This window comes from Streptomyces sp. GC420 (assembly GCF_009916105.1).
In the GTDB taxonomy this organism is placed as follows: Bacteria; Actinomycetota; Actinomycetes; order Streptomycetales; family Streptomycetaceae; genus Streptomyces.
The window spans coordinates 1-20,334 of record NZ_JAAAXQ010000019.1 but is presented as its reverse complement, the minus strand read 5'-3'; the positions used below and the strand labels follow the sequence as shown (position 1 = coordinate 20,334).

Genomic DNA, 20,334 nt, shown 5'->3' with positions numbered 1-20,334 from the left:
GGCCCGCGTGCCGTTCGCCCCGGACCGCTGGTGCCCCGGGCCGTCAGGTCCGCGGCACCAGCACGTTCTCGGTGCGGCGGCCCGCCAGGTAGTCGGTGATGTTGCCGACCGTCGTGTCGATGATGGTGCCGACCGCGTCCTCGGTGTAGTACGCCTGGTGCGAGGTGACCAGCACGTTCGGGAAGGTCATCAGGCGGGCCAGGGTGTCGTCCGCGATGGCCTCGAGGGACTTGTCCAGGAAGAAGAAGCCCGCCTCCGCCTCGTACACGTCGAGGCCGACACCCCGGAAGCGGCCCGCGCGCAGCTCGTCGACGAGGGCCTCGGTGTCGATGAGCCCGCCCCTGCTGGTGTTGACGAGGAGGGCGTCGTCCTTCATGGCCGCCAGTTCGGCGCGGCCGATGAGGTGGTACGTCGCGGGCATCAGCGGCACGTGGAGGCTGATGAGGTCGGACTCGGCCAGCAGCCGGTCCTTGTCGACGTACTCCATGCCGAGCGCCAGGCACTCGGGGTTCTGGCTGACGTCCCAGCCCAGCAGGCGCATGCCGAAGCCGTGGCCGATCCGGGCGAAGGCCTCGCCGATCTTGCCGGTGCCCAGCACGCCCACCGTGCGGCCGCGCAGGTCGCGCCCCAGCAGCCCGTCGAGCCGGAAGTCGAACTCGCGGGTGCGGCCGGCAGCCTTGACGACGCGCCGGTTCACGGCGGTCGCCAGGGTCCAGGCGAACTCCGCGACGGAGTAGGGGGAGTAGTACGAGACGCGGGCGACGGTGAGGCCGAGTTCCGCAGCCACGTCGAGGTCGATGTTGTTGAAGCCGGTGGAGCGCTGGGCGATCATCCGGGTCCCGCCGGCCGCGAGGGCGCGCAGCACCTCTGCGCCCAGATCGGCGTTGACGCTGGAGCTGATGACCTCGCGCCCGGCGGCGATCGGCACGGTGTCCCCGGTGAGGAAGACGTCGAGGCAGTGGACGGAGTGGCCGGCGGCCGCGAAGGCCCGTTCCATCAGCGGCTTCTCGTCGGCCTGCACTCCGAAGGCCAGGATCTCCACGACGTCTTCCTCTCAGGCGTGATGGGCCGAGTGCCGAATCTTACGGCCCACCGCGGGTCCGGCCGAGTCAGCCGAAGAAGACACCCGCCTCCGCGTAGAGGCCCGGGTCGACCGTCTTGAGTCTGGCGGTGGCGTCCGCGAGCGGGACCCGCACGATGTCCGTGCCGCGCAGGGCCACCATCCTGCCGAAGTCCCCGTCGTGCACGGCGTCGACGGCGTGCAGCCCGAAGCGGGTGGCGAGCCAGCGGTCGAAGGCGCTGGGGGTGCCGCCTCGCTGCACATGGCCGAGGACCGTCGTACGGGCCTCCTTGCCGGTCCGCTTCTCGATCTCCTTGGCCAGCCACTCGCCGACGCCGGACAGCCGCACGTGCCCGAAGGCGTCGAGCGAGTCGTCCTTGAGCACCACGTCGCCGTCCTTGGGCATGGCGCCCTCGGAGACGACCACGATCGGCGCGTACGAGGCGCGGAAGCGGGAGGTGACCCAGGCGCACACCTGGTCCACGTCGAAGCGCTGCTCGGGGATGAGGATGACGTTGGCGCCGCCGGCCAGCCCGGAGTGCAGCGCGATCCATCCGGCGTGCCGGCCCATGACCTCGACGACGAGGACGCGCATGTGCGACTCCGCCGTGGTGTGGAGGCGGTCGATGGCCTCCGTGGCGATGTTGACGGCCGTGTCGAAGCCGAAGGTGTAGTCGGTGGCGGAGAGGTCGTTGTCGATGGTCTTCGGCACCCCGACGCAGGGGATGCCGTTGTCGTCGGAGAGCGCCGCGGCGACACCGAGGGTGTCCTCGCCGCCGATCGCGATCAGCGCGTCGACCTCGAACTTGGCGAGGCTGTCCTTGATCCGCTGCACTCCGCCCTCCACCTTGAGGGGATTGGTGCGCGAGGAGCCGAGGACGGTGCCGCCGCGCGGCAGGATGCCGCGCACCTGCGGGATGCCGAGGGGCATCGCGTCGTTCTCGAGCGGACCGCGCCATCCGTCCTTGAAGCCGACGAACTCGTATCCGTAATCCTGGACGCCCTTGCGGACGACGCCCCGGATGACGGCGTTGAGTCCCGGGCAGTCGCCGCCCCCGGTCAGTACTCCGACCCGCATGGAATCTTCCCTTCGCCGCTGTGGCTTGCCTGTGGCCTGCCTGTGGTTGATCGCGGGTCAAGCTAATAGTGATCCAGATCACTCCCCGACGCCCAAAAAGGGCAATTCCTTCGGATACCTGGGGAGTTGCCGTGAAGGTTTCACTCGTACGAGGTCTGCGGACAGTTACTGGCCGGAATCTCCGCAATCCTGGAGTCATGGCGAACACGAGTTCACGGACGCTGCGGCTGCTGTCCCTGCTGCAGACGCATCGCTACTGGCCGGGATCGGAGCTGGCCGAACGGCTCGAGGTCTCCGTGCGGACCCTGCGCCGGGACGTGGACCGGCTCCGCGAGCTGGGCTACCCGGTCGAGGCGCACCGCGGGGTGGACGGCGGCTACCAGCTGGCGGCGGGGGCCGCCCTGCCGCCGCTGGTGGTCGACGACGAGGAGGCGGTGGCTCTCGCCATCGGACTGCGGGCAGCGGCCCAGGGCGCCGTCGCGGGCATCGAGGAGTCCTCGATCAGCGCGCTGACGAAGGTGGTCCAGGTCATGCCGCCGCGGCTGCGGCGGCGGGTGGACGCCCTCCAGGCGGTGACCGTGCCCGCGACCACCGTGGACAACGGCCCGCAGGTGGAGGCGGGGGTTCTCACCACCGTGGCGCAGGCCTGCCGGGACGAGGAGCGGCTGCGCTTCACCTATGTGGCACGCCAGGGCGAGCACAGCGACCGCCATGTGGAGCCGCACCGGCTCGTCTCGCTGGGGCGCCGCTGGTACCTCGTGGCATACGACCTGACGCGGCAGGACTGGCGCAGTTTCCGCCTGGACCGGCTGTCGGAACCGCGGGGCACCGGTGCCCGGTTCCGGCCGCGCGCGCTGCCCGCCGAGAACGCGGCGGAGTTCGTGCGCCAGGGCATCGGCAGCATCCAGACGACGTACACCGCGCAGGCGGTGATCGAGGCGCCGGCCGAGCGGGTGCGGGCCACGATCGGGCGCTGGGGGACGGTCGAGGAACTGGGCACCGGGCGCTGCCGGCTGACCATGACGACGGACTCGCTGCACTGGGCCGCGCTGGCGCTGGGTTCGGTGGGCGCGGAGTTCAGGGTGCTGGGGCCGCCGGAGCTGGCCGGCCACCTGCGGGAGGTGGGGGCCAGGTTCACGCGGGCGGCCGCCAAGGCGTCCTGAGCGGGCCCGTTCGGGCAGGCCCGGGTCCGGTCCGCTCGGACGGGTCCCCGGTCCGGCATGCTCAAGCGGGGCCCGGCCCGGCATGCCCGGACGGGACCCTGTCCGGCCCGCGCCCGGTGCCGTACCGGCACCGCCGCCGGGGGCCACAGCGTGCCGCCCAGGCCGCCATCGGCCGTATGGCGCGGCATCCGGGCCGCGCCTGGCGGGTCCGTCCGGCCGGCGGCCACCGCCCGCACCGGCGCCGCTATGCCTCGTCGTCGAGGCCGCGCTCGATGGCGTAGCGGACCAGCTCGACCCGGTTGTGCAGCTGGAGTTTGCCCAGTGTGTTCTGGACGTGGTTCTGCACCGTCCGGTGGGAGATCACCAGGCGCTCCGCGATCTGCTTGTACGACAGCCCCTTGGCGACCAGTCTCAGCACCTCCGTCTCCCGCTCGGTGAGCTGCGGGGCCCTGGGCTCGTCCGGGGCCGAGGGCATGGGGTCGGCGGCGAGCCTGCGGTACTCGCCGAGGACCAGGCCGGCCAGGCCGGGGGTGAACACCGGGTCGCCGGCCGCCGTGCGGCGGACCGCGTCGATCAGCTCCTCCGTGCTGGCGGACTTCACGAGATAGCCGGTGGCACCGGACTTGACCGCCTCCAGGACGTCCGCGTGCTCACCGCTCGCGGAGAGCACCAGCACGCGCAGCGCGGACTTGCTGCCGACCAGTTCCTTGCACACCTGCACACCCGGCATGCCGGGCAGGTTCAGGTCGAGGACCAGGACGTCGGGGACGACCGCCTTGGCCCGGCGCACGGCCCCCGGGCCGTCGCCCGCGGTGGCGACCACGTCGAACCCCGCCGCCGCGAGGTCCCTGGCGACGGCGTCCCGCCACATCGGGTGGTCGTCGACCACCATCACCCGGATCGTCTGCTGCTCGCTCGTCACCGTACGCTCCCACGCTTCTTCCGTGCCGCGCGCGGCACCCTCAACTCGACCTCTGTGCCCTGCCCGTGCACCGACACCAGCTCCGCACTGCCGCCCAGGTCCCGCAGCCGCCCGCGGATGGACAGGGCCACCCCGAGGCGCCCCTCCCCCTCGGCCTCGGCCAGCCGGCCCTCGGGGATTCCGGGGCCCTCGTCCCGGACCGTCACGATCACCGCGTCCGGCTCGTCCTCGACCAGCACCCAGGCCCGGGCGTCCTCGCCCACGTGCTTGCGCACATTGTCCAGAGCGGCGCCGGCCGCGGCGGCGAGTTCCGCCGCGGCGGCGGGCTCCAGCCAGACGGGGGCGCCCGGTTCCGACACCGTCACGCGGGAGTTGGCGTGGGGCAGGAGCAGAGCGCGCAGATCCACGGGCCCGTCCGCGGCCGGCTCCGCGGCCGGCTCCTCCACCACGCGGACGACGGCTCCCTCGCTCGCGTCCTCGGACACTCTCCCGGGCGGTACGAGACCTCCGGAGACCAGGGTGCGCAGCGCGACCTCCTGTTCCCCGGCGAGGCGGCCCAGCTCGGCGGCCTCGCCCCCGATGGCGGTTCCCCTGCGCTGCACCATGGCGAGGACCTGAAGGACGCTGTCGTGGATGTCGCGGGCCAGGCGCTCCCGTTCGCGGGTGGCGGCCTCGATCTCCAGGGCCCGGGCGAGGGTGCGCTCACTGGCGCGGGCCACCTCGACGACGTATCCGATGGCGACGCTCGCCACCCACACGAGCAGGACGTTGTGCAGGGTGTCCCGGGCGGGTGCGCCGCGCTCGACGAGGTTGGCGACGGCGACCGGGGTGGAGGCGAAGGCCGCCCAGCGCCAGCCGCCCTTCAGGGCAAAGGCGAGTACGGACCCGGCCGTCCATATCGAGGGCAGCGTCGGGCCGCCCGAGACGATCCGCTCGTGGGTGTCGAACACGGGGGTCAGCAGGATGCCGGTCAGTGCGACGGCCAGGTCGACGGCGAGGAAGGGCTTGGTGCAGGAGGCGGCGGAGCGGACCTGCGGCAGGGTCGCCAGGGTCCACACGGCGAGCACCGCGAGAAAGACCCCCGCGCCCAGCGGGTGGGTGTACTCGTCGTAGGACCACACCCACAGCAGGATCGCGTAGCCGCAGGTCAGGACCCTGTATCCGGCGAGCGCACGCCACAGCGGCACCTCGACCGACATGCGCACGACCTGTTCGCGTCTGGCCATTCCCCCACCCCCCGGGCCTGCTCAGGCCCCTGACTCGTCGGCGGTGTCGGCCGTGGCGGCGATTTCGGCCGCGGTGCTCCGAGGTCTCCCGGTCCCCTCGGCCCTCTCCGCCCTCCCGGCCTTCTCCGCCCTTGCCGGCTTCTCCCGTTCCTGCTGCCTCTTCGCCTCTTCGGCGATCTGTCGCTTCGCGGCGGTGGCGTACATGTCCACGTACTCCTGGCCCGAGAGCTTCATGATCTCGTACATGACCTCGTCGGTCACCGACCGCAGTATGAACCGGTCGTGCTCCATGCCGTGGTAGCGGCTGAAGTCCAGCGGCTTGCCGATCCTGATGCCGGGGCGCATCAGCTTGGGCACGATCTTGCCGGGCGGCTGGATCTTCTCCGTGTCGATCATCGCCACCGGGATCACGGGCGCTCCGGTGGCCAGCGCCACCCGCGCCAGACCTCCGGGCTTGCCCCGGTAGAGGCGGCCGTCCGGCGAGCGCGTTCCCTCGGGGTAGATGCCGAAGAGCTCGCCCCTCTCGATGACGCCTATGCCGCTCCTGATCGCGGCCTCGCCGGCGCCCCGGCCGCCGGTGCGGTCCACGGGGAGCTGGCCGACGCCCTTGAAGAAGGCGGCGGTGAGCCGGCCCTTGATGCCGGGCGTGGTGAAGTACTCGGCCTTCGCGATGAAGGTGATCTTCCGGTCGAGCACGGCGGGAAGGAAGAAGGAGTCGGAGAAGGACAGATGGTTGCTCGCGAGGATCGCCGGCCCCTCGGCGGGAATGTTCTCCAAGCCCTCCGCCCAGGGGCGGAAGGCGACCTTCAGTGCCCCGCCGACAGAGAGCTTCATAGCACCGTAGATCAACTTGGAGCCTTCCTTCGTCAGTCGGTGAGACCTTAACCCGCGCTCGGCCGCGGGCGTGGCCTGGGGCGCGGGCCATGGACGCGGGCCAGGGGCGTGGACGGACGCGGGACGGAGTCGCGGGAGCATGGACGCGGACCGGCCCCGGCGGGACGGGAACGGACCTGGTCGGTGTCGGTGCGGTCGCGTACCGTGAATACGCACTGGCGCCGCGCCCCGCACGGTCCTCGCGTGCCGGACGCGATCGCGCCTCGTCCGAGCCATCACCACCTCATGAAGAGGAGTCCCAGGTGCCGGTCCTCCCTGGAGCCGAGCCGTTCCGCCACGAGGGCGGAGAGGTCGGCGTTCTGCTCTGCCACGGCTTCACCGGCTGCCCGCAGTCGCTCCGCCCATGGGCGGAGTACCTGGCCGAGCGCGGCCTGACGGTCGCCCTGCCGCTGCTGCCCGGGCACGGCACCCGCTGGGAGGACTTGGCGCTCACCGGCTGGCAGGACTGGTACGCCGAGGTGGACCGCGAACTGCGCGCGCTGCGGGAGAAGTGCGCGCAGGTCTTCGTCTTCGGGCTCTCCATGGGCGGGGCGCTGGCCCTGCGGCTGGCCGCCAAGCACGGGGACGCGGTGCAGGGTGTCGTCGTCGTCAACCCGGCGAACAAGGTGCACGGGCTCGCCGCGCACGCCCTTCCCGTGGTCCGCCACCTGGTGCGCACGACGAAGGGGCTGACGAGCGACATCGCCAAGGAGGGCGTCCAGGAGGTCGGTTACGACAAGGTGCCGCTGCACGCGGCGCACTCGGTGCGCAACTTCTTCCGCCTCGTCGACTCCGACCTGCCCCAGGTCACCCAGCCGCTGCTGCTCCTGCACAGCCCCCAGGACCACGTGGTGCCGCCCGCCGACTCGGCCCGCATCCTCAGCCGCGTCTCGTCCACGGACGTCACGGAGGTCCTGCTGGAACACAGCTACCACGTCGCGACGTTGGACAACGACGCGGAGCGTATCTTCGAGGACAGTTACGCATTCATCGGCCGACTGGCTCCGAGCGTCGGCAAGGAAGGAACGGCCACCGGTGGCTGAGCACGACGCGGAGCGCGACGAGAGCCGGGAGAACGACCGGGACCCGGACGCCGAGGCGAAGGCGAAGGGCCCCGAGGCCGGCGGCGCGCCGCTGCCGCTGGACGAGGACGCCGTGTGGGCGGCCATCGTCGCGGGGTACGGCGAGGAGCCGCCGGACCCGCCGGGCGCCAAGCCGTTCAAGTCGGTGGAGGACCTGGCCCTGCTGGAGAGTGGCACCAATGAGGCTCCCGACGCCCCGGACGCTCCCGGGCGGAGCGGCGGGGTGAAGGAGAAGGACCGGGACGAGGAGCCCGGTGAGGACGCGGGGCCCGGCAGGCCCGCGGGACCGCTGGGCAGCTCCGTGGTCTTCGCCCCCGGTGTCGGTGTGGGTGCGGGACCGCGCGACTACAGCGTCGCGGAGCCGGGCGGGGCGGACACCGGCGATCTCGACGAGGGGCACTTCGTGCCCCCGGAGCCGCCTCCGCTGCCGCCCGCCGACACCACCGCCAAGTTCGCCTGGCTCGGGATGATCGGCGGCCCGGTGCTGCTGGTTCTGGCGATACTGCTCCAGTGGGAGCTGACCTGGTGGCTGACCACGCTCTCCATCGGCGGGTTCCTGGGCGGCTGCGCCACGCTGGTGGTCAGGATGAAGCCGGACGACGAGGAGGACGACGACCCGGGGCGCGGGGCGGTCGTCTGACGTCCCGGCCACCGTTGACCTGCCACCGTTGGCCGACGACCGGTGACCGCCCGGCGGATCGCGTTGCTTCCGTCCGGGCCTGCCCCGGAGCCCCGTGATGTCCGCGAGCCTCCCCCTGTTCCTTGCCGGTGCGGTCGGAGACCGCGACGCCGTCCGGCGTCGGGAAGGCGGAGGAGAAGCCCGCCACCCGGGTCGCCTGCTCGTCGGGCCCCGTCTGTCACCGTGCCCCGAGGTCGAACCGCTCCGGGTCGGCGCCGTGCTGCGGCACGGGTTCGCCGGACCCCCGGTGACGCCCCCGTGGCAGAAGCCGACCGTCTCCGACAGGGAAAGCGGCTACGGCCGGTCGTTGAGCATCCGGCGGGTGCCGCGCCCGCCGAGCCGCCGCGGGCTCACCGCCGTTGTACGCCCGGTGGCGGGACGCATCCCGCCACCGGGTCTTATGCGGTCTGCGACGCGTGCCCGGCGGCCCGCCGTCCGGCGGTGACCGCGGGCACCCTCAGCGCGGCGAGCACCGGCAGGTGGTCGCTGGCCGCCCTCAGGTCCGCGTCCGTCACCCCCGGCAGGCCGCGGGGCACACCGCAGCCGAGCACCTCGACATCCCGGGTGGCGAAGACGGCGTCGATACGGCGGCGGGGGTCGGCCGGGGAGAAGGTGTTCTCGGCGCCCCAGGGCCGGGTTGCCCAGCAGTCCTGGAGCGAGCCGGCGAGCCGGCGGAAAGTCCTGCCATCGGGGCGGTCGTTGAGGTCGCCGGCGGCGAGGGCGTGCGGGGTGCCGAGGGCCGCGAGCCGGTCGAGCAGCAGCCCGCCCTGCTCGTAGCGTTCGTCGTCGTCCAGGCTGAGATGGAAGCTGACCAGTCCGAGCCGGGTGCCCCCGATGCGTGCGACGGCGGTCGCGAAGCCGCGCTGGTGCAGGCCGGGGGTGCGGGGCAGCAGGACGTCCTCGGTGTGCTCGACCGTGACGCGCAGGGAGCACAGCAGCGCGGGCCCGCTCGCGCTGGCCCCGCCGGTGAGCGTCACCAGGCCCGAGTTCTTGGCCAGCCAGGCGGCGTGCTTGCGCCAGCGGAAGAAGCGGGGCGCCTCCTGCACGAAGAGCAGGTCCGGGGCGCAGGCCCGGATCACCCGGGCCAGCGCCTCCCGGTCGTCGCGCAGGGAGCGGATGTTGTAGCTCAGAACCCTGATCACGGCCGAACCGTCGGGTTCCGTGCGGGATCCGGGCAGGGTGCCGCCGGGGCTGGTCCCGGCACTCGTCACGCTCGTCGCCATACGGATCAAGATATGCGAAACGCCCGCCGGAAGGCGGGCGCACGCATCCGACCGGGGCCGGTCTCAGCCCTGCCGCGCCAGGTCGGCCGCGCCGACGAGGCCGGCCTTGCCGCCGAGCTGGGCCGCCAGCACCTGGGCGTGCGGGCGGTGCTGCCCGCCGACCAGCCAGCGGCGGAAGGACTTGCGGATCGGGTCGAGGACGAGCTCGCCCTCGTCGGAGACGCCGCCGCCGACGATGAATGCCGACGGGTCGAAGAGCGAGGCCAGGTCGGCCAGGCCCGCGCCCGCCCAGCGGGCCAGCTCGCGGAAGGAGTCGACGGCCACCTTGTCGCCCTGCCGGGCGGCGTCGGAGATGTGCTTGCCCTCGATGCCTTCCGGTGTGCCGTCGCCGAGGGAGAGCAGGATCCCGGCGTTCTCCGGGGTGGCGTTGGCGCGCTGCTTGGCGTAGCGCACCAGGGCGCGGCCGGAGGCGTACTGCTCCCAGCAGCCCTGGCTGCCGCAGCCGCACAGCAGACCGTCGGGGACGACCCTGACGTGGCCGAACTCGGCGGCCACGCCGAAGCGTCCGCGGCGCAGCTTGTTGCCCATGATGATGCCCCCGCCCAGGCCGGTGCCGAGGGTGATGCAGATGACGTCCTCGTGGCCCTGGCCAGCGCCGAAGCGGTACTCGCCCCAGGCGGCCGCGTTGGCGTCGTTCTCGACGACCACGGGCAGGCCCACGCGCTGCTCGACCTTGTCCTTCAGCGGTTCTTGGCGCCAGCGGATGTTGGGCGCGAAGAGTACGGTGGCGCGCTTCTCGTCGACGTAGCCGGCCGCGCCGATGCCGACGGCCTCAACGGGGTGGCCGCTGCTGACCTCGGAGACGGCAGCGGAGATCGCGTCGACGACGCCTTCGGGCGTCGAGGGGGTCGGCACCTTGTTCGTGGCAAGGATCTGGCCCTCTTCGTCGACCACTCCAGCCGCGATCTTGGTACCGCCGATATCGACGCCGATGGTGAGTCCCATGTGTCCCTCAGTATTCGGTCGAGCCCCGCTGCGAATAACCGTACCGGAGGGAAAGCAGGGGTTGATGGCTGCTCCCCGGAGAGCGTGTACGAGGTCGAGTTGACTCGATCATGTGATGGACTGCCTGCGGGCTTGCGGTGGGCTGGACTGTCCGGGCTGCGGTGATCGTGCGATCCGGGACGTTGGGTACGGCTTCGGTACGCGGGGCCCCCGCTCCACCGGGGTGATGGTTCGGGGCCTCCCCGCCCGCCTCCGGCCGTATCCGTCCTGCCGGGTCGTGAGGGAACCGGCCTCCCGGGACCGGACCACGGACAGGATCCGTGTCGCCGCCCCGGGGCCGAGTACGCCGGGGACCAGTGCGCCCAAGACCGTTCGGGGCGCGCGGCTGAACGGGACCACTCCCGCTCAGCCTTCAGGAACGGTTGAGTCCGTCAGGGGTCAGTCGACGTCGATGCGCTCGCTGCCGGGGCCGTCCTCGTTGCCCTCGCCCCCCTGCGACCAGCGGCGTTCGCTCTTCTCCACGGCGGAGCGGTAGGCGGCGAGCAGCTCGTTGCCCGCGGCGGCGAGGTGATCGAAGACCTCCGGGTTGCGTTCGACGACCGGTTCGACGGCTTCCTTGGCGCGCTGCACCAACTGCTGGAGTGCGCCCTGCGCCGCCAGCGCCGCGAGCGGCCCCGGCAGCGAGGTGACCTTCCCGGCGACCGCGTCGACGAGCTTGCGCAGTTCCTCGGCCGCGGAGCCGGGAGGCGGACCGTACTGCGCCCGGCGGCGGGCGCGCTCCGCGGCGAGGTCCTCGGCGCAGGCCTCGGCCCAGGCGTCGGACTCGGCGGCGGGGCGCCCGGTGGCTTCGCTCATGGCGGACTCCTGGGAGGACTGGCGGGGCGGGGTCTCACGAACGACGTTACCCGACGCCGCGCACCGGCCTCAGCGGGTGCGCGGCCACAGTTCGGGGTCGGGCGCGAACCGCACCCGCAGTTCGCCGCCGGCCAGTCCGGCGCCGCTGACGGTGCAGCGGCGCAGTGCCGGGGCGAGCGGCACGATGCGGCGGAACGGGCCGACGGTGAGGAGCAGTTCGTCGCCGCGCCGCACCAGCTCCAGCTCCTCGCGTCTGGCCCCGGGCAGCGGCAGCCGCCAGACGAGGACGCCGTCCTCGTCGAGCCGGTTCTCGACGGTCCAGGGATCGGCGCCTGGGTGCCGCGCCGCCGGGCCGGTGCGCGGGCCGGCTCCGTCCGGGACCGTGGTGTCCGGGACCGTGGTGTCCGGGGCCGCCTCGCGGAGCAGTCCCTCCCCGGGCGCGTCACCCGTCGCGTCGGACGCGTCCCCCACCACCCGGGTCGGTCCGGTGCCGGACCCGGATCCGTGCCGCGAGGGCTCGCGGTCCGTGTCCGCCGCGGGTCCGGCCGCCCGGCGGGCCGCCCGGCGCCCGGGGTACGGACCGGCCGGCTCCACGAGGACCGCCAGGTCGTCCGTGCCGCGGGGGTCCCGGCCCAGGTGCGGGAGCGCGGTCAGGGGGATGCCGTGCCCCGCGTACTCCTGCTCCCACTCGGCGAGGTGCTTGTCCTGCTGGGCCACGAGCGTGGCGAGCCACGGGTCGCGGGAGCCGGGCGGCAGCAGCCGGTTGGCGACGACGCCGTCGACGGTCAGGCCGTGCAGGGCGAGGCCGTAGCGTGTGGTGCGCAGCGCCTCCGCCGCGGCGGGGCCCGGCTCGGCGACCAGCCGCACCGTGGTGGAGGGCGGCTCGAGGAGCGCCTGGACGGCAGCCAGCTCCCCGTCCCAGCGGGCCGCGGACTCGTACAGCCACCGCGCGGGCATCGGTACGCCGGCCAGCTGGGCCAGCACCGGTCGCAGCGCGCGGGCGGCCTGCCGCTGCTCGGGCAGCAGCCTGCGCAGGTAGCGGCGCAGTTGTTCGGGCCTGGCGAGCAGCGGTACCGCGCCGGGGGTGGGCGGCAGGTCGACGACGAGGAGGTCCCAGTCGTCCCCGCCGGCCTCGCGCAGGGCGCGCAGCAGCGCGAACTCCTCGCTGCCGGGCAGCTCGGTGAGCTCCTCCTCCTCGAACCGGACGGCGCCGAGCAGGTCGAGGGCCGCGGTGCCGCGCTCCTGCAGGGTGAGGAGCGCGGAGCGGAAGGAGGCGCCGGGGTCGGTGCGGGTGGCCCACAGGCCGGGCGCCGCCTCGACCGGTCCGGTGGCCGGGGTGCCCGCGAGCGGGGTGCCGAGTACGGCGCCGAGGGTGTCCTCGCGGTCGGTGGAGAGCACCAGCGTGCGCCGTCCGGCACGGGCCGCGGCGAGTGCGGTGGCGGCGGCCACGGTGGTACGGCCGGCGCCGCCGGGTCCGGTGACGAGGAGCGTCTGCTTCGGGGCCCTCATCAGGCCTTCGGACCGCCGCTCTCGACCCGCTTCTTCAGCCCGGCCAGCGCGCGGTCGATGATGACCTTCTCCGCCTTGCGCTTGATCATGCCGAGCATCGGGATCTTGACGTCGACGGTGAGCCGGTAGGTGACCTCGGTGCGGTCGCCGCCGCCCACGGGTGCGAGCTTGTACGAACCGTCGAGTGAACGCAGCATCTGGGACTTGACCAGCGTCCAGCTGACCTCGTTCGCGCCGGTCCACGTGTAGGCGAGGGTGTGGTCGTCCTTGATCGCCCCGGCGTCGAGCACCAGCCTGACCTGTTCGGCCCTGCCCTCGGCGTCGGTGGAGAGCACCTCGGCCTCCTTCACCTCGCCGGTCCACTCGGGGTAGCGGGCGAAGTCGGCGATCACCTGCATGACCTCGGCCGGTGCCGCGTCGATCGTGATGCTCGAGCTGGTGTGTTCGGCCATCGCCGTGGTTCCTCCGCTGCTGGCACTGCTTGTCGATAGGGGCTGAGGGGGGCTTGGGGCTGAAGAAGGGCTGAGAAGAGGGCTGGAGAGGGACTGTGGGGGACCGCTGCGGCTGAAGGCTATCGCGCGCGGGGCCCCTCGCAGTCCCAAGGTCCGCGCGAGCTCACCACCGGAGGGTCCGGCTCACCATTCGAGCGCCCAGGGCCGTCCGGTCGACGCGAAGTGCCCGACGTTGACGCATTCGGTGCGTCCGATCCGCATGCGCCTGGCGAGCGGCTGGTGGACATGGCCGAAGAGCGCGTAGCGGGGGCGGACCCGGTGGATGGCGTCCAGCAGGGCGCGACTGCCGCGTTCGAAGCGCCGCGGCACCACGTCGTAGCAGAGCTCGGGGACCTCCGGCGGGATGTGCGAGCAGAGCACGTCAACCTCGCCGAGGGCCTCGACCTTCGCCGCGTACTCCTCGTCGCTGATCTCGTAGGGGGTGCGCATCGGCGAGCGCAGCCCGCCGCCGACGAATCCGAAGACGAGGCCGCCGATCTCCACCCGCTCTCCGTCGAGGACGGTGACGCCGGGGCCCGCGTACTCGGGCCACAGACCCGGTATGTCGACATTGCCGTAGGTGGCGTACGTCGGTGCGGGGAAGGCCGCGAACAGCTCGGCGTACTGCTTGCGTACCGCGGACTCGATGGCCGCGCTGCGGTCCAGGCCCTCCCAGAGCCTGGCGCCCAGGGCGCGGGCCTCCTCGAAGCGGCGGGCGGTGCGCAGCTCGACGAGGCGGGTGGCGTTCTCCGCGCCGAACAGATCGGGAAAAATGCCGCGCGAGTGGTCGGCGTAGTCGAGGAAGAGGACCAGATCGCCCAGACAGAGGAGGGCGTCGGCCCCCTCGCCCGCCACCCGCAGGTCGCGGGCGTTGCCGTGTACGTCGCTGACCACATGGACTCGCATGACGATCACCCTATTCCCCGGCCCCCCGGCCGGACCTGCGGTTACTTTCACGTGGCCGGATCCCTGGACTACTGTGCGCCAAGCACCGTCACGAGGATGTGACGCTTTGAACAACTGACCCGGTCCCCCTATCCGAAATGCTTTACCGGTGGGTAACGTCCGGAGCAGTCCAGTCGCACAATGTCGTGGCGCCGGCGCCCATGAGGAGCAGCAGTCTTGCGCGAGTTCAGCCTTCCGGCCCTGTACGAGGTCCCTGCGGACGGCAACCTGACGGATCTCATCCGACGCAATGCCGCGCAGCACCCCGACACGGCCGTCATTGCCCGCAAGGTCGACGGCGCGTGGCAGGACATCACCGCCGCCGGGTTCCTCCGCGAGGTGCGCGCCGCCGCCAAGGGCCTGATCGCCTCGGGCGTGCAGCCGGGCGACCGGGTGGGCCTGATCTCCCGCACCCGTTACGAGTGGACGCTGCTGGACTTCGCGATCTGGAGTGCGGGGGCGATCACCGTTCCCGTGTACGAGACCAGCTCCGCCGAGCAGATCCAGTGGATACTCGGTGACTCGGGTGCCGTCGCCGTGATCGTGGAAACCGACACGCACGCCCGCTCGGTGGAGTCGGTGCGGTCGGATCTGCCGATGCTGAAGCACATCTGGCAGATCGACCGGGGCGCGGTGGAGGAGCTGGGCGCCGCGGGCACCGAGGTCGCGGACCACACGGTGGACGAGCGCAGTTCCTCGGCGAAGGCCGACGACCCGGCCACGATCGTCTACACCTCCGGCACAACGGGGCGGCCCAAGGGCTGTGTGCTCACCCACCGCAACTTCTTCGCGGAGTGCGGCAACGTGGTGGAGCGCCTCAAACCGCTGTTCCGTACCGGCGAGTGTTCGGTGCTGCTGTTCCTTCCGGTCGCGCACGTCTTCGGCCGGCTCGTCGAGGTCGCCTCGGTGCTGGCCCCGATCCGCCTCGGTCATGCTCCGGACATCAAGAACCTGACCGGCGAACTCGCCTCGTTCCGGCCGACGCTGATCCTGGGTGTGCCGCGCGTCTTCGAGAAGGTCTACAACTCGGCGCGCGCCAAGGCTCAGGCCGAGGGCAAGGGCAGGATCTTCGACAAGGCGGCCGACACCGCCATAGCGTTCAGCAAGGCCAAGGACACCCCCGGCGGGCCGTCCTTCGGCCTGCGGCTGAGGCACAGGCTCTTCGACAGGCTGGTCTACGGGAAGCTGCGCGCGGTGCTCGGCGGCCGGGGTGAGTACGCGATCTCCGGCGGGGCCCCGCTGGGCGCGCGGCTCGGCCACTTCTTCCGCGGCATCGGCTTCACGGTCCTGGAGGGCTACGGCCTGACGGAGTCCTGCGCCGCCACGGCCTTCAACCCGTGGGACCGGCAGAAGATCGGCACGGTCGGCCAGCCGCTGCCCGGCTCCGTGGTGCGGATCGCCGACGACGGCGAGGTGCTGCTGCACGGTGAGCACCTGTTCACGGGCTACTGGAACAACGAGGCGGCCACCCGCGAGGCGCTGGCCGACGGCTGGTTCCACACCGGCGACATCGGCACCCTCGACGAGGACGGCTACCTCACGATCACCGGCCGGAAGAAGGAGATCATCGTCACGGCGGGCGGCAAAAACGTGGCGCCCGCCGTGATCGAGGACCGGATCCGCGCCCACGCGCTGGTCGCCGAGTGCATGGTGGTGGGCGACGGGCGGCCCTTCGTGGGCGCGCTGGTCACCCTGGACGAGGAGTTCCTGGGGCGCTGGGCGGCCGAGCACGGAAAGCCGGCCGGGGCGACGGCGGCTTCGCTGCGCGAGGACCCGGACCTGCTCGCAGCCGTCCAGCGGGCTGTCGACGACGGCAACGCGGCCGTCTCCAAGGCGGAATCGGTGCGGAAATTCCGCATTCTGTCCTCCCAGTTCACGGAGGAGTCGGGGCACATCACGCCCTCGCTGAAGCTCAAGCGCAATGTGGTGGCGAAGGACTTCGCCGACGAGATCGAGGCGCTCTACACCCGCTGACCGCGGCCGCTGCCCCGCCGGGTGCGGCGGCGGTCCGGCCGGCCGGGCTCAGCTCAGGTCCTCCGCGATCACCCGCCGGACGTTCCGCTCGGCGAGCGCGGTGATGGTGACGAACGGGTTGACACCGATGGAGCCCGGCACGAGGGCTCCGTCGGTGACGTACAGCCGCGGGTGTCCCCTGGCCCGGCCGTAGTCGTCGGTGGCCTCCCCGAGGACGCAGCCGCCCAGCGGGTGGTAGCAGAAGTCGTCGGCGAAGGTCCTGTTGGCGCCGAACAGGTCGTAGCGGTAGATCGTCGCGTTGGCCCTGTTGACGCGGTCGAAGAGGGACTTGGCCGCGGTCACGGCGGGCTGGTTCTGGGACCGGCTCCAGTTCAGCCGCACCGCGTCCGTGGCCGCGTCGTACGAGAAGGTGCCGCGCTCCGGGTTCTTGGTGATCGCCAGGTAGAGGCTGACCCAGTGCTCGAGGCCGGTGGGCAGCGGGGCGATCTCGGCGAAGACCGGGTGGTCGGGGTTGGCCCAGTCGTCGATGCCCATGGCGGGCATGGTCGCCTGGTCGGCCCCGACGGTGTCCCACAGGTGGTTGGCGCGGCCGGTCATGACGTTGCCGTTGGTGCCCCAGCCGGTGCCGACCGCGTCGCCGAGGCCGGGCAGGGCGCCGGTCTCCCGGGCGCGCAGCAGCAGTTCGGTGGTGCCGAGGCTGCCGGCGCCGAGGAAGAGGGCGGAGCAGCCGAACTCCCGGGTCTCGACGACGGCTCCCGTGTCGTCGATCCGGTCGGCGGTGACGACGTATCCGCCGCCCTCGGGGCGTACGGCCCTGGCCCGGGTCAGCGTCTCGATGGTCACGTTGCCGGTGCCGAGGGCGGCCGCGAGATAGGTCTTGTCGAGGCTCCGCTTGCCGTGGTTGTTGCCGTAGATGACCTCCTGTCCGAGGGCGGAGCGGGGCGCGGTGCCGGCGGCCTCGCGCTCCATGTGGGCGAAGTCGTAGACGCTGGGCACGAAGACGGTGCGCAGCCCGGCGTTGTGGGCGTGCTTGCGGGAGACGCGGGAGAAGCGGTACCACTCGGTGGACTCGAACCAGTCCGGCGAGATGCTGTTGACTCCGAGCATGCGCCGGGCGAGCGGGAAGTACGTGCCGTACATCTCGTCGGCGTCGACCCGGGGCAGCACCTCCTGGAAGTACGCCCGGCTCGGGGTCACCGCCATGCCGCCGTTGACGAGCGAGCCCCCGCCGACGCCGCGGCCGACGTAGACGGCCATGTCGCCGTACGAGACACGGTCGAGCACGCCGGGGTAGGGGTCGATGTCCTTGTTGACGATGTCGAGCCAGAGGAAGGTGGCGAGCGGCGCCTCGGTGCGGGTGCGGAACCACATGGAACGCCGGTCGGGGGCGGCGGTGGAGCAGAAGACCTTTCCGTCGGAGGCCGGTGTGTTCCAGAGCCGCCCCATCTCCAGGACGATCGTGCGGATGCCCGCCTCGCCGAGCCGGAGCGCGGCGACGGCGGAACCGTAGCCGGAGCCGATGACGAGTGCGGGCGCGTGGTCGGGCGCCTGTGCGGCGTGTGCCCGGCCGGTACCGATGCGGGTGAGTCCCAGGGTCGCCGCCGTCTGCAGGGCCGCGAGGCCGAGCATGTGACGGCGCGTCAGTTTTCTGGTCATGCCCGCATCGTGTGCGGAATTCAACCTTCTGCCCATAGGCCGCGCAGCACGGATCTGACGAATCGTCACACTCGCCTCCGCCCGCGCCCGGCCGGGCGCGGGCGGCCGGGGTGCGTCAGAGGTCAGAGGTCAGAGGTCAGAGGAGGGTCTTCAGGCGTTCGGCGAGCAGGTCCCAGCGCCACTTCTCCTCGACCCACTGCCGGCCCCGCTCGCCCATCCGCCGGCGCAGCTCCGCGTCCTTCAGCAGGACGGAGATCCGTTCGGCCGACTCCTCGGCCGAACCGCCGCGCACCACCCACCCGGTCTCACCGTCCAGCACGGCGTCGGGCGCTCCGCCCGAGTCGCCCGCCACCACCGGAAGGCCGGTGGCCGAGGCCTCCAGGTAGACGATGCCGAGCCCTTCGACGTCCAGTCCACCCCGCCGGGTGCGGCACGGCATGGCGAAGACGTCGCCCGCGCCGTAGTGAGCGGGCAGTTCCGACCAGGGCACGGCCCCCGTGAACCGGACGGAGGCGCCGGCACCGGTGCTCGCGGCGAGCTTGCGCAGCTCACCCTCGTAGGGGCCCCCTCCGACTATCAGCAGGACGGCGTCCGGGACCTCGCGCAGGATCGCGGGCATCGCGCGGATCAGCGTGTCCTGCCCCTTGCGCGGCACCAGCCGCGAGACGCACACCACGACCGGCCGGTCCTTCAGTCCGAGCCGCTCCCGGACCGCGTCCCCGCCGGAGGCCGGATGGAAGACCTTCTCGTCCACGCCGGGCGGCAGCTGCACCATCCGCCCGGCGGCCTCGGGGCTGAGCGCCTCCGCTATCCGGGACCTGGTGTACTCCCCCAGGTAGGTGATGGTGTCGGTGCCGTCCCCGATCCGGCGCAGCAGCTGCCGGGCGGCGGGCAGCTGCGCCCAGCCCGCCTCGTGCCCGTGCGTCGTGGCCACCAGCCGCCGGGCCCCGGCCCTGCGCAGCGCCGGCGCCATCAGCCCGAGCGGCGCCGCCGCCCCGAACCACACCGAGGTGCAGCCGTGCTCCCGCAGCAGCGCGGTGGCCCGGCCCGTGACGCGCGGTGTGGGCAGCAGCATGGCCGTACGGTCGCGGACGACGGTGAAGGGCTGCTCGGCGTCGAAGGCCGCGGTGGCCTCGGCGCCCTCACGGCCGTGTTTCCACGTCGACGCGTACACTACGACCCGGTCGGGATCCAGACGCAGCGCCATGTTGTGCAGGAACGCCTGGATGCCGCCGGGCCTGGGCGGGAAGTCGTTGGTCACGATCAGGGTCTTGTGCATCGCGCCAGACAGTACCAACCGCGCCCCGCGACCCGGCCCGACAGCTCCCGCACAGCCCGCCCGGGCATCATGGGAAGTCCCTGCCCCCGGAACGGACGAGGTGGTCATGTCGGGCGCACGCCGCAGGAGTCCCTGGCCTCCCCTCGCCGCCTGGGCCCTCACCCGGTGCCTGCTGCTGCTGTTCGTCCTGAAGGTCCTGACCTTCCCGGGCCCGGACGTGACCAGTGATGTGTCGGTGATCTACCAGGGCTGGTACGAGGTGCTGCGGACCGGCACCTACCCGCTGGACGACGTCACCTGGCAGTACCCGCCGGCCGCCGCGCTGGCGATCCTCTCCCCGGCGGTCCTTCCCTTCCTCGGCTACGCGCAGGCCTTCTTCGTCCTGGTCCTGCTCGCCGACGCGGCCGTCATGGGCCTGCTGCTGTACGCGGGCGGACGGCCCGGCCGCACCCCGCGCGGCGCCTGGGTGTGGGTGGCGGGCGTGGCCCTGCTGGGCCCGACCGCGTACGCCCGCTACGACCTGATGGTCACCGCGGTCGCCGTGGCGGCGCTGCTCGCGGCCGCCCGGCACCCGCGCCTGCTGGGGGCACTGGCCGCGCTCGGCGCGCTGCTCAAGGTCTGGCCGGCGCTGCTGCTGGCCGGGGCCCGGGGCCGTGCCGTGTGGGGCGCGGCGGCCGTCACCGGCCTGGCGCTGACGGTGGTGTCCGCCGTCGCGATGCCGGGGGCGTTCGCGTTCCTGACGTTCCAGCGGGACCGCGGCACGGAGGTGGAGTCGCTGGGCGCGCTGGTCTTCCACATCGCCAGGCACTTCGGCTGGGAGGGCCGGGTGCTCCTCAACTACGGCTCCGTGGAGTTCCTCGGCCCGTGGGTGGACACGGTCAGCGCGGTGGCGCTGATACTGACGGCGCTGGCCTTCGGCTGGCTGCTGTTCTGGCGGCTGTCGGCGGTGCGGCGCTCCGCCACGACCGTGTGCGACGCCGCCTTCGCGGCCGTCCTCGTCTTCACGGTCACCAGCCGGGTGCTCAGCCCGCAGTACATGCTGTGGCTCGTCGGGCTCGCCGCCGTCTGCATGTCGGCGCGCGCGAGCCGGATGGCGCTGCCCTCGGCGCTGGTGCTGGTGGCGACAGGGGTCACGGTCCTGGAGTTCCCGGTGTGGTTCGCCGACGTCGTGACCGGCGACGGGCCGGGCCTGCTGCTCCTGTTCATACGCAACGGCCTGCTGGTGGTGGCCGCGGTGAGCGCCTGCGTCCTGCTGTGGCGCTCCACGGCCGACCCGGCTCCCCACCGCCCCGCCGAGCCCGCGCCCCGGGACAC

The 20,334-nt window shown here is 72.6% G+C and carries 18 protein-coding genes; 5 read left to right on the top strand and 13 right to left on the bottom strand.

From position 1 onward, the window contains the following. Positions 1–43 precede the first annotated feature (43 nt). Both GUY61_RS04255 and GUY61_RS04250 read right to left on the bottom strand, forming a co-directional pair. Positions 44–1,042, bottom strand: coding sequence for a 2-hydroxyacid dehydrogenase (locus GUY61_RS04255; RefSeq protein WP_166628690.1), 999 nt, complete (start codon positions 1,040–1,042; stop codon positions 44–46). Positions 1,043–1,109: 67 nt separating this feature from the next. Beyond that, entirely contained in the window at positions 1,110–2,138 is a 1,029-nt protein-coding gene (locus GUY61_RS04250) for a 6-phosphofructokinase (RefSeq protein WP_166628689.1), read from the bottom strand. A gap of 197 nt (positions 2,139–2,335) precedes the next feature. Between GUY61_RS04250 and GUY61_RS04245 the strand changes: the two genes are divergently transcribed. Further along, positions 2,336–3,301: a YafY family protein gene (locus GUY61_RS04245; protein ID WP_166628688.1), complete on the top strand. Its 966-nt coding sequence runs from the start codon at positions 2,336–2,338 to the stop codon at positions 3,299–3,301. Positions 3,302–3,545: 244 nt separating this feature from the next. Here the strand turns inward: GUY61_RS04245 and GUY61_RS04240 are convergent, their stop codons facing one another. From GUY61_RS04240 to GUY61_RS04230, 3 genes are read right to left on the bottom strand one after another with little or no spacing between them, the layout of a single operon-like run. Continuing rightward, positions 3,546–4,193: a response regulator transcription factor gene (locus tag GUY61_RS04240; RefSeq protein ID WP_166628708.1), complete on the bottom strand. Its 648-nt coding sequence runs from the start codon at positions 4,191–4,193 to the stop codon at positions 3,546–3,548. 26 nt (positions 4,194–4,219) lie between these two features. After that, entirely contained in the window at positions 4,220–5,449 is a 1,230-nt protein-coding gene (gene macS / locus GUY61_RS04235; RefSeq protein ID WP_166628687.1) for a MacS family sensor histidine kinase, read from the bottom strand. Positions 5,450–5,470: 21 nt separating this feature from the next. Continuing rightward, positions 5,471–6,283 (bottom strand): 1-acyl-sn-glycerol-3-phosphate acyltransferase, encoded by an 813-nt coding sequence (locus GUY61_RS04230; RefSeq protein WP_166628686.1) that lies wholly within the window; start codon positions 6,281–6,283, stop codon positions 5,471–5,473. A 302-nt stretch (positions 6,284–6,585) separates the two neighbouring features. Between GUY61_RS04230 and GUY61_RS04225 the strand changes: the two genes are divergently transcribed. Continuing rightward, entirely contained in the window at positions 6,586–7,365 is a 780-nt protein-coding gene (locus tag GUY61_RS04225; RefSeq protein ID WP_166628685.1) for a carboxylesterase, read from the top strand. Further along, complete coding sequence (locus GUY61_RS04220; protein WP_166628684.1) at positions 7,358–8,044, top strand: hypothetical protein; 687 nt, start codon at positions 7,358–7,360, stop codon at positions 8,042–8,044. Before GUY61_RS04225 ends, GUY61_RS04220 begins: the two co-directional genes overlap by 8 nt. A gap of 437 nt (positions 8,045–8,481) precedes the next feature. Here GUY61_RS04220 and GUY61_RS04215 read toward each other — a convergent pair whose 3' ends face one another. From GUY61_RS04215 to GUY61_RS04190, 6 genes are all read right to left on the bottom strand, one after another. Then, a complete protein-coding gene (locus tag GUY61_RS04215; RefSeq protein WP_166628683.1) occupies positions 8,482–9,306 on the bottom strand; it encodes an endonuclease/exonuclease/phosphatase family protein in 825 nt (274 codons plus the stop codon). A 63-nt stretch (positions 9,307–9,369) separates the two neighbouring features. Then, positions 9,370–10,311 (bottom strand): ROK family glucokinase, encoded by a 942-nt coding sequence (locus GUY61_RS04210; protein WP_166628682.1) that lies wholly within the window; start codon positions 10,309–10,311, stop codon positions 9,370–9,372. A 438-nt stretch (positions 10,312–10,749) separates the two neighbouring features. Beyond that, positions 10,750–11,166 (bottom strand): DUF5304 domain-containing protein, encoded by a 417-nt coding sequence (locus GUY61_RS04205; RefSeq protein ID WP_166628681.1) that lies wholly within the window; start codon positions 11,164–11,166, stop codon positions 10,750–10,752. A gap of 69 nt (positions 11,167–11,235) precedes the next feature. Continuing rightward, the gene (locus GUY61_RS04200) at positions 11,236–12,675 is read right to left on the bottom strand and encodes an ArsA family ATPase (protein ID WP_166628680.1); all 1,440 of its coding nucleotides are present in this window, start codon (positions 12,673–12,675) and stop codon (positions 11,236–11,238) included. Beyond that, positions 12,675–13,127 carry an SRPBCC family protein gene (locus GUY61_RS04195; protein WP_166628679.1) on the bottom strand — a complete coding sequence of 151 codons (453 nt, stop codon included), beginning with the start codon at positions 13,125–13,127 and terminating at the stop codon, positions 12,675–12,677. The genes GUY61_RS04200 and GUY61_RS04195 overlap by 1 nt, the downstream gene beginning before the upstream one ends. Before the next feature lie 183 nt (positions 13,128–13,310). Further along, positions 13,311–14,072 carry a metallophosphoesterase gene (locus GUY61_RS04190; protein WP_166628678.1) on the bottom strand — a complete coding sequence of 254 codons (762 nt, stop codon included), beginning with the start codon at positions 14,070–14,072 and terminating at the stop codon, positions 13,311–13,313. Between the two features lie 216 nt (positions 14,073–14,288). On the opposite strand from GUY61_RS04190, the gene GUY61_RS04185 reads away from it, so the two are divergent. Continuing rightward, positions 14,289–16,085: a long-chain fatty acid--CoA ligase gene (locus tag GUY61_RS04185; protein WP_166628677.1), complete on the top strand. Its 1,797-nt coding sequence runs from the start codon at positions 14,289–14,291 to the stop codon at positions 16,083–16,085. A 48-nt stretch (positions 16,086–16,133) separates the two neighbouring features. Here GUY61_RS04185 and GUY61_RS04180 read toward each other — a convergent pair whose 3' ends face one another. Further along, positions 16,134–17,741 (bottom strand): GMC oxidoreductase, encoded by a 1,608-nt coding sequence (locus tag GUY61_RS04180; protein WP_166628676.1) that lies wholly within the window; start codon positions 17,739–17,741, stop codon positions 16,134–16,136. 136 nt (positions 17,742–17,877) lie between these two features. After that, on the bottom strand, positions 17,878–19,020 hold the full coding sequence (locus GUY61_RS04175; RefSeq protein ID WP_166628675.1) for a glycosyltransferase family 4 protein: 1,143 nt from the start codon (positions 19,018–19,020) through the stop codon (positions 17,878–17,880). 106 nt (positions 19,021–19,126) lie between these two features. On the opposite strand from GUY61_RS04175, the gene GUY61_RS04170 reads away from it, so the two are divergent. Continuing rightward, a partial coding sequence (locus tag GUY61_RS04170) for a glycosyltransferase 87 family protein (RefSeq protein ID WP_166628674.1) occupies positions 19,127–20,334 on the top strand: 1,208 nt, incomplete at its 3' end.